General features: G+C 69.2%; 11 protein-coding genes. All 11 read left to right on the top strand.

The annotated features are described in order from the left end of the window. Positions 1-152: 50S ribosomal protein L28 (locus OXN85_09780; protein ID MCY3600244.1), on the top strand; the 152-nt coding region annotated here is incomplete at its 5' end. A 109-nt stretch (positions 153-261) separates the two neighbouring features. After that, positions 262-1,071 carry a uroporphyrinogen-III synthase gene (locus tag OXN85_09775; GenBank protein ID MCY3600243.1) on the top strand — a complete coding sequence of 270 codons (810 nt, stop codon included), beginning with the start codon at positions 262-264 and terminating at the stop codon, positions 1,069-1,071. Beyond that, complete coding sequence (gene hemB / locus OXN85_09770) at positions 1,064-2,041, top strand: porphobilinogen synthase (GenBank protein MCY3600242.1); 978 nt, start codon at positions 1,064-1,066, stop codon at positions 2,039-2,041. Before OXN85_09775 ends, hemB begins: the two co-directional genes overlap by 8 nt. A gap of 43 nt (positions 2,042-2,084) precedes the next feature. Continuing rightward, positions 2,085-3,047, top strand: coding sequence for a GDP-mannose 4,6-dehydratase (locus tag OXN85_09765; protein ID MCY3600241.1), 963 nt, complete (start codon positions 2,085-2,087; stop codon positions 3,045-3,047). A 50-nt stretch (positions 3,048-3,097) separates the two neighbouring features. Then, positions 3,098-4,426, top strand: coding sequence for a UDP-glucose/GDP-mannose dehydrogenase family protein (locus tag OXN85_09760; protein MCY3600240.1), 1,329 nt, complete (start codon positions 3,098-3,100; stop codon positions 4,424-4,426). Beyond that, positions 4,423-5,382, top strand: coding sequence for an SDR family oxidoreductase (locus OXN85_09755; protein ID MCY3600239.1), 960 nt, complete (start codon positions 4,423-4,425; stop codon positions 5,380-5,382). Before OXN85_09760 ends, OXN85_09755 begins: the two co-directional genes overlap by 4 nt. Further along, complete coding sequence (locus tag OXN85_09750) at positions 5,379-6,188, top strand: glycosyltransferase family 2 protein (GenBank protein ID MCY3600238.1); 810 nt, start codon at positions 5,379-5,381, stop codon at positions 6,186-6,188. Before OXN85_09755 ends, OXN85_09750 begins: the two co-directional genes overlap by 4 nt. Positions 6,189-6,222: 34 nt before the next feature. Continuing rightward, on the top strand, positions 6,223-7,143 hold the full coding sequence (locus OXN85_09745) for a tetratricopeptide repeat protein (protein ID MCY3600237.1): 921 nt from the start codon (positions 6,223-6,225) through the stop codon (positions 7,141-7,143). Beyond that, positions 7,140-7,946, top strand: a complete 807-nt coding sequence (bamD, locus tag OXN85_09740; protein ID MCY3600236.1) for an outer membrane protein assembly factor BamD — start codon at positions 7,140-7,142, stop codon at positions 7,944-7,946. Before OXN85_09745 ends, bamD begins: the two co-directional genes overlap by 4 nt. Further along, positions 7,927-8,556 carry a nicotinate (nicotinamide) nucleotide adenylyltransferase gene (gene nadD, locus OXN85_09735; protein ID MCY3600235.1) on the top strand — a complete coding sequence of 210 codons (630 nt, stop codon included), beginning with the start codon at positions 7,927-7,929 and terminating at the stop codon, positions 8,554-8,556. Before bamD ends, nadD begins: the two co-directional genes overlap by 20 nt. Before the next feature lie 7 nt (positions 8,557-8,563). Continuing rightward, the coding region (gene secA, locus OXN85_09730; protein MCY3600234.1) for a preprotein translocase subunit SecA at positions 8,564-9,304 on the top strand (741 nt) is incomplete at its 3' end.

Raw genomic sequence — 9,304 nt, 5'->3', positions numbered from 1 at the left:
TCGGGAACCACGTCAGCAACGCGAACAACAAGCGCAAGCGGCGCTTCATGCCGAACCTTCAGAGGGTGAAGATCCTGGAGGGTTCGGTTCGTCGCCGTGTACGCGTCTGCACGCGATGCATCAAGGCGGGAAAAGTCGTCAAGGCGTCCTGACGACGCGTCTCGGCGACGGTTTGACCGCAGTAGGGCTTTTGCCTCGGACTGCTGATCGGCGACCGGCCGCGGGGGTTCCCGCTGCCGGTCGTCTCGCATCGGCGGCTCGGTGACCTCCGTTCCGCTCGCGGGCCAGCACGTACTGGTCACGCGGCCGGCCGGTCAGGCCGATGACTTCCGCGCCCTCCTCGAGGGCGCGGGGGCAACCGTGACGACGGCGCCCGCCATCCGTCTGGTCCCCCCATCCGACCCGGGGGCGCTGGGGCGGGCGGCGGCCCGGTTGGCCGAATACGACTGGGTCGTGACGACCAGCGTGAACGCCGTCCGCCGCCTGGCGGAGGCCGCATCGGAGGCGGATGCGATGGGAGCGCTGGCGACGGGCCGGCTCGCAGCCGTGGGCCCGGCGACCGCCGACGCGCTGTGTGCGCTCGGAGTGGCGGAGTGCCTCGTGCCGACGGTCTATCGCGGCGAAGCGCTCGCGGACGAGATCGCGGCGGCGACGGGGCCGGGGAGGCTTGCGGAGGCGCGGATCCTGGTCGTGCAGGCCGAGCGGGCCCGTCCGGTGCTGCGGGAACGGCTGGTCGCCGCCGGAGCGCGGGTCGACGTCGCCCCGGCCTACGCGGTGGAGGTCAACCGCGACGTCCGAGACGCGCTCCGGGAGTTCATCGAACTGGGCCGCGGGGACTGGCTGACCTTCACGGCGTCATCCGCCGCCCGTGCCTTCGTGCAGCTCGTCGGCGCGCAGACCGGCGGTGCGCTCGTGGCCGCCATCAGTCCCGTGACCGCAGCGACGCTCTCCGGGCTCGGTCTGCCCGTGCATGTCGTGGCGGCGACGCACTCGATGCCCGGGCTCGTCGACGCGCTGGTCGCATCTGCCGCCCGCCCCGGCCGTTTAGCCGCGACGCACGGCAATGCCTGACGCGTCGTTCCCCACCTCCCGACCACGCCGCCTGCGTCGCACGGCTTCCCTGCGCGAGCTGGTGCGGGAAACTCGGCTTGAGGCTTCCGATCTCATCTACCCCATGTTCATCGACGACCGGGGAGAGGGCCGGCAGCCGATCCCTTCGATGCCCGGCATCGACCGCCTGAGTATCGAGGCGGCCGTCGAGGAAGCGGGCGCCGCGTTCGAGGAGGGAATCCGGGCCGTCCTTCTGTTCGGCCTGCCTGAAAGCAAGGATGCGCGGGGCTCGCGCGCGGACCGGCCGGATGGCGTGATCCAGCGCTCCTTGCGGGCGCTCCGCAGCGCGCTTCCCGACCTGATCCTGATCACGGACGTCTGCCTGTGCGAGTACACCGACCACGGGCACTGCGGGATCCTCGACGGCGACCGCGTCGCGAACGACCCGACGCTCGAGCGGCTCGCCGCCCAAGCCGTGAGTCACGGGGCCGCGGGGGCGGACATCGTCGCGCCATCGGACATGATGGACGGCCGGGTCGGAGCGATTCGCGCCTCGCTGGACGAAGCGCACCTCGAGGACGTGGCCATCCTGTCCTACGCCGCGAAGTATGCGAGCGCCTTCTACGGCCCGTTCCGCGACGCGGCGGACTCCGCCCCCGCCTTCGGAGATCGGCGCGGATATCAGATGGACGTACGGAACGCGGATGAGGCGATCCGCGAAGTCCGGTTCGACATCGCCGAAGGGGCGGACCTGGTCATGGTGAAGCCGGCGCTGCCGAATCTCGATGTCCTCCGACGCGTGAAGGATGAGTTCCGGATGCCCACCGCCGCGTATCAGGTGAGCGGGGAATACGCGATGATCGAAGCCGCGGGAGCCAACGGCTGGCTCGACGCGGAAGCGGCCAGCCTGGAAGCGGTCCGAGCCATCCGGCGGGCGGGGGCGGACCTCATCGTCACCTATGCCGCACGCCGCCTCGCGCGTGTGCTCTAGTGTCGCGTCCCGGAAATGCCACGGCGATTCGAGCGCGGCTCCGGTGAGGGTCCTGGTAACAGGCGGCGACGGGTTCGTCGGGCAGCACCTGGTCGAGCATCTGCTGGGCCGCGGACACGAGGTGGCCGCGACGATGCTCGGGGAGGCTCCCTCCGAGGGGACGCTGTCCCCCACCGCTCGCGCCGCGGCCGAATGGACACGGCTCGATGTGCGAGACACCGACGCCGTCGCCTCGGTCGTGAACGCCGCCCGTCCGCGCCGCATCTTCCACCTGGCCGGCTTCTCATCGGGAGCCGAGGCCGGCCTGCGGTCCCGCGATGCCCTCGCGGTGAACGGAGCGGGCACGCTGAGCCTCGTCGAAGCGGTCGCGCGGGTCTCGGCGGACGTGCAGACCGTGGTCGTGGCGGGTTCCGCCGACTCGTACGGCCGCGGCGGTGGCGGACCGGTGGAAGAGCGCACGCCGCTTAGGCCGCTGAGCGTGTACGGTGCCACCAAAGCCGCCCAGGACGTTCTCGCCCGCGGCGTCGGCGCGGCCCTGGGCGTACCCGTGGTCGTCGCGCGGCTCTTTCCGCTCCTCGGACCCGGACAGCGTCCCGTGTTCGCGCTCCCGAGCTTCTGCCGCCGCGCCCTCGCCATTCGGCGGGGGACGGCGGAGCCGCGGCTCTCCGTGGGCAATCTCGACGTGGCGCGCGACTTCACGGACGTACGCGACGGGGTCCGGGCACTCGCGCACATCGCCGACCTCGACGGGACGCCCCATATGGCGTACAACGTGTGCTCCGGGGTCGCGACGAGGATCCGGCGCCTACTCGAGTGGGTTCTCGAGCGGGCGGAGATCGACCCCGAGATCGTGCGCGATCCCGCCCTCGTCCGGCGCGGAGAACCTGAAACCCTGGTCGGCGATCCGGCGCGATTGCGCGCCGCAACCGGGTGGTGTGCGGAACGCGACCTGCGGACCTGCGCGCACGCCACCATGGACTGGGTCGCCGGCACCGGCGCCGCCTGATGGTCGGGCCGCGACACCGGAGGGCTGAACCGGGAGCGAGGGAGACCTCGATGGAGATTACCGTGATTGGCGCCGGGTACGTTGGACTCGTGGCGGGATCCTGTCTGGCCGGGTCCGGGAACCGCGTCACCTGCGCCGATGTCGACGAAGAGAAGATCCGGCGTCTGAACTCCGGCGATGTCCCGATCTACGAACCGGGCATCGAGCGCCTGATATCGGAGGGTCTCGCCGCCGGACGGCTTCGATTCACGACGGACGCGGCCGAGGGCATCCGGACGGCCGACGTCATCTTCGTCGCGGTAGGTACGCCGCCGGGTCGGGACGGGCAGGCTGAGCTCGACTTCGTCCTGGACGCGGCGCGCACGATCGGAGACCACCTGTGCCCCGGCGCGGTCGTCGTGATGAAGAGCACCGTACCCGTGGGGACGAACGATATCGTGCGGGCCGAGATCGCCCGCCGGACCGATCTGCCCTTCCACATGTGCTCCAACCCCGAGTTCCTCAAGGAAGGGGACGCCGTAGCGGACTTCCTCTACCCAGACCGGGTCGTCTGCGGCGTCGACTCGGACCGCGCCCGGCGGTGCCTGGAGGAGCTGTACGAGCCCTTCATCCGCTCGGGAAACCCCCTGATTTTCATGGACATCGCCTCGGCCGAACTGACCAAGTACGCCGCAAACGCGATGCTCGCCGCCCGGATCAGCATGATGAACCAGTTCGCCGAACTCTGCGAGCAGACCGGAGCCGACATCGAGCGTGTTCGCCGCGGCGTGGGCTCGGACCCTCGCATCGGATCGGCCTTTCTCTATGCGGGCACGGGGTATGGCGGCAGCTGTCTTCCCAAGGATGTGCGGGCGATCATCCGTTCCGCGAAAGAGCAGGGCGTCGACCTCGGTATCCTGCGCTCCGTGGCCGAAGCGAACGATCGCCAGACCACCGTCCTCGTCCGGAAGATCCGGGAACGGTTCGGCGACGACCTCACGGGCCTGCGCTTCGCGCTCTGGGGGCTTGCGTTCAAGCCGCGCACGGACGACATGCGCGAGGCGCCCTCTCGGGCGATCGCCGAGGCGTTGCGTGAACGGGGGGCGTCGGTCGTGGCGCACGACCCCGCCGCCATGGAACAGTCGCGCGAATTCCATCTCGGGGATGCCGTCGACTACGCGGCGAACGAGTACGAGGCGCTCGACCGGGCGGACGCGCTCGTCGTCGTGACGGAGTGGCTCCAGTACCGCCGTCCCGACTGGTCCCAGCTTGCGCAGCGCATGGCCCGTCCCATTGTGTTCGACGGGCGCAACGTGTTCGACCCGGACCGCATGGCGTCGCGGGGGTTCGAGCACTACCCGGTTGGGCGCAGGCAGATCGGTCCGACGGAGATCACGTGAGGCTGGTCGTCACCGGCGCCGCCGGCTTCCTCGGTTCGCACCTCACCGACCGCCTTCTCGCCGAGGGGCACTCGGTCGTCGGGATCGACAGCCTGATCACGGGGACGCGGCGGAATCTCGTCCATCTTCGGCACGAGCCGAGGTTCGCGTTTATCGAACGGGACGTGTCGGAGCCCATCGAGGTCGAGGGGGAGATCGGGGGGATCTTCCACTTCGCCTCACCGGCGAGCCCGGTCGACTATCTTCGTTTCCCGATCCAGACACTGAAAGCGGGCGCCCTCGGCACGCGCAACGCCCTGGGTCTGGCCAGAGCGAGCGGCTCCCGGCTGCTGCTCGCGTCCACCTCGGAGGTCTACGGAGACCCGCTCGTCCATCCTCAGCCCGAAACATACTGGGGCAACGTGAACCCGGTCGGCCCGCGCTCCGTGTACGACGAGGCGAAGCGCTTCGCCGAGGCCCTCACGATGGCCTACCACCGCGAACACGGCGTGGACACGCGCATCGTGCGAATCTTCAATACCTACGGCCCGCGCATGCGTCCGGACGACGGCCGCGTGGTCTCGAATTTCATCGTCCAGGCGCTCCGGGGTGAACCGCTCACCATCTACGGAGACGGCTCCCAGTCAAGGAGTTTCTGTTACGTGTCCGACCTCGTGGAGGGGATCTGGCGTCTCTTCAACGCGGACATCCACGAGCCGGTCAACCTGGGCAATCCCGGCGAGTATACGATCCGTGCTTTGTCCGATCTCGTGCTCGCGACCACGGGGTCCGCGTCCACCGTCGAGGTGCGTCCGCTGCCCACGGACGACCCGAGAATGCGCTCTCCGGACATCTCTCTCGCGTCCGCGCGGCTGAACTGGACGCCCCGGATCCCGCTCGAAGTGGGGCTGAAGCGCACCGTAGAGCATTTTCGGGACGTGCAGCCGCCCGGCCGGCCCGGGGCCGCACCCGAATGATCGTACGGGGGGGAGACGGGCAGGAGATGGGGCGAGCCCAGGTCTCGGTGGTCATGCCCGTATACAACGAGGCAGCGACGCTCGAGGCCATCGTCCGGCGCGTGAGGGAGGTCGCCCCGGATGTGGAACTCGTCGCGGTCGACGACGGCTCGGCCGACGCGTCTGCGTCGATCCTGAGCCGGCTGGAAGCGGAGGGGCTGGTCGACAGGATCTTCGTTCACGAGCGGAACCGGGGGAAGGGCGCCGCGCTCTCCACGGGGTTCCGGGGTGTCAGCGGCGATATCATCATCATCCAGGACGCCGATCTCGAATACGACCCCGCCGAGTATCCACGCCTCCTCGAACCGATCCTCGCCGGCCGGGCGGATGTCGTCTACGGGTCGCGATTCATGGGCGGCCAGCCGCACCGCGTCCTCTACTACTGGCACTACGTGGGGAACCGCTGGCTGACTCGGCTGTCGAACATGGTGACGAACCTCAACCTCACGGATATGGAGACGTGCTATAAGTGCTTCCGAAGGGAAGTGATCGAGCAGCTCACGATCGAGGAGCGGGCCTTCGGCGTCGAGCCGGAAATCACGGCGAAGGTCGCCATGGGCGGCTGGCGCGTGTACGAGGTGGGGATCTCGTACGCGGGACGGACGTACGCAGAGGGGAAGAAGATCGGGTGGCGCGATGGCGTTTCCGCGCTGCGCTGTATCTTTCTGTATGGCCTCGTGCGGCGCTGGACGCGCAGGGGCGGGCCGCGGGTCGCGCGCGAGGCAACGGGCGGCATCCGTGGCGGCGTCGAAAGCGGGGAGAGTTGAGATGTCAGGGGGGCGAAGGCCGGCAGGGGCGCCGATGATGACCGTCAGAAAGTGGATCGTGCAGGGGATCGCCGGGGTTCTCGCGGCGCTTGCGTTGGCGGCGTGCGAGGATCCGGTGGACCGGTCCATCGTGCGTGGTGACCGCTACCTGGCCGTCGGGGATGCGGACAAGGCAATCGCCGAGTACCTCCTCGTCCGGCGCGTCAGCGGAGATACGGACGACCTCCTCCTCCGGCTCGGGCATGCCTACGCCGCGCGCGGCGATGTCGACGAGGCGCTCACCGTCTACGAGACGCTTGCCGAGCGCGACCCCCGGCTGCGGCATCAGGCGGCGGCCTCCCTTGCGGGACTCGCGTGGTCCGCGCGGGAGCGGGGTGCGGCGGAGAACATGTCCCGCGCGCTACAGCCCCTCGTCGAGTGGGGACTGGGCTATCTTCCCGCCGACCTCCAGCGCTCGCTGGCCGCCTATCATGCGTCGGAGGGTGACTACGCCCGCGCCCTCTCGCTGCGCCTCGCGCTCCTCGCCGGGGAGGGGGATCCGGAACCGAAGGTCCTGTACGACGTCGGTCTCGCATACGAGCAGCTCGGCGCGTGCACTCGCGCGCTGCCCTTCTATCGGGGTTTCCTCGAGGCGATGGAGGAAAGCCGCTCGAATCCGGAGGACGCCCGTTACCGCTACGGGAACTGTCTCTACGTGTCCGCCGATGAGGACCGGGGGGAGGGCCGGCCGGCCGCCGCCCTCGAGAAGCTGGCCGAAATGGTCGAACTCGGTGAGCCGCGGACGCACATGGTCGAGGCGCACTTCCTCATTGGCGAACTTCACCTCGCCCTCGGCCAGATCGAGGAAGCTCTCGTCAACTACGCGCGGGTGCTGGAACTGAACCCGACGCGCACCCACGCGCTGGTCCGGCGTGCGGAGGAGCGGATCCGACAGATCCGCTTCGGCTTCGAATGAGGCTCCCGGCCGGGACGGCGCCCGGCGACATGCTCCGCGGGGTGCTCGCCGCCGCGGTCGTCATCCTCGCGGGCTGTTCGAGTTCCGGGCCGCCGGGCGATCTCGAGCCGCCGGATCTATTCCAGTGGGCGCAGGATCGGTTCGACGCCGAGGAGTATGACCGGGCGGCCGATGGCTTTCTCGCCTTCATGGTCCGCGACCCCCTGAATCCGCTCGTCGACAGCGCCCAGTACCTCGCCGCCGAGGGCCAGCTCAGGGCGGGTAACGAACTCGACGCCGTGGAGGAGTTCCGGCGCATGGCCACGAACCGGCCCAACAGCCCGCTCGCGGACGACGCGCAGCTGGGGCTGTGCCGGGCGTACTTCGCGGCTTCGCCCCGGGTCACCCTCTCCCAGGAGTTCACCCGGCGAGCCCTCGATGAATGCGGGCGGTTGCTGCAGTTCTTCCCGACGACCCCCTTCCGGGAGCAGGCGGAGAGCCTGATGGCGGAAGGGCGGGCCAAGCTGGCCGAGCAGAGCTACGAGATCGGAAAGTACTATCAGGACCGCTGGAGGCTGCCGGAATCCGCGATCGTCTACTTCGAGAAGTCGCTGGCTGAGGAGCCGAACGCGGAATTCCTCCCTGATCTGCTGTTGCGGTTGTATCGCAGTTACAATGTCGTGGGATACGAGACCGAGGCCGGCGCCGTCCGGGAGCGGCTGCTGTCGGAGTTTCCCGACTCGGAGGAAGCCCGGATGCTCGTAGCGGAGGAAGATCCGGCGGCGGAGGAGGATTCGGCAGGGGATGTCGGACCCCTCCGCTGAAGTCCCGGCCGACGGCCGCCGGACGGGTATCCTCGGAGGGAGCTTCGACCCTCCGCACGTGGGCCACGTCTCTGTGGCGGGCGAGCTCATCGAGGCACTGCAACTGGACCGTCTGCTCGTGATTCCGGCGCGCGATCCGCCGCACCGCGAGGTCACGCTCCCCGCGGAGGTTCGCCTCGACCTCACGCGCCGGGCCTTCGCGGACGTACCCGGCATCGAAGTCAGCCCGATGGAGATCGAGCGGACCGGCCCCTCCTACACGGTGGACACGCTGGAGGCCCTCGCGCGTCGCTTCCCTTCCGACCGGCTCGTCCTCGCGATGGGAGCGGATCAGTTCGCGGCGATCCACCGCTGGGAACGCTGGCGCCGGCTCCCGGAACTCGCGCGCATCGCGGTGATGCCGCGGGACGGCCGGGAGCCCGCACCCTCCCCGGAATCGACGCCGATCGAGTATGTTGTGGCCAGCATCACGCGAGTGGATATCTCGGCGAGCCGGATCCGGCAGCGCCTCGAGGAGGGCCATTCGGTCCACCTCCTCGTTCCGGAAACGATCCGACACGATGTTGAGCGCGCCTGGGCCGGACGCCGCGCGCATCATGTAACCCAGTGAGCCCCGGATGTTGAAGAACGTCGTAACGCAGGTCTTCGGAACGCGCTTCACGCGCGAGATGAAGCGCATGCGGCCGATCATCTCACAGATCAAGGAACACGAGTCGCGGCTCGCGGATTTCCCGGAAGAAGCCCTCAAGGCGCAGACGGGGAGGTTCCGGGCGATCATCGAGGAGCGGACCGCCGAGTTCGAGCAGGCGGTCGAGGCGCTGCGGGAGAAGCGTCGCTTCACTGAGAATCCCGCACGCCGCGCCGACCTCACCGAACGGATCGCGGCGACGGAGGGCGATCTCAACGAGGCGCTGCAGGGCGTGCTCGATGAGATCCTGCCCGAGGCTTTCGCGACCGTGCGCGAGGCGTGCCGGCGACTCCTCGGGGCGGAGATCGAGGTCACGGGGAACGAGATGGCGTGGGACATGGTCCCCTACGATGTGCAGCTCATCGGAGGGATCGTCCTCCACGAAGGGAAGATCGCCGAAATGGCCACGGGTGAGGGGAAGACGCTCGTGGCCACGATGCCGCTGTACCTCAACGCCCTCCCGGGCCGGGGCGTCCACCTCGTCACCGTCAACGACTATCTCGCCAGGCGCGACGCCCAGTGGATGGGCACGGTCTTCGACTACCTCGGCCTCTCGGTGGGCGTGCTCGAAGATACGCAGCCGGGAAGCGTCGAGCGGCGGGCCGCCTACCAGGCCGACATCACCTACGGGACGAACAACGAATTCGGGTTCGACTACCTGCGCGACAAC

The organism is Candidatus Palauibacter australiensis (assembly GCA_026705295.1).
GTDB lineage: Bacteria > Gemmatimonadota > Gemmatimonadetes > Palauibacterales > Palauibacteraceae > Palauibacter > Palauibacter australiensis.
Note: the sequence above shows the minus strand (reverse complement) of the source record. Positions and strands in the feature narration are given on the sequence as shown.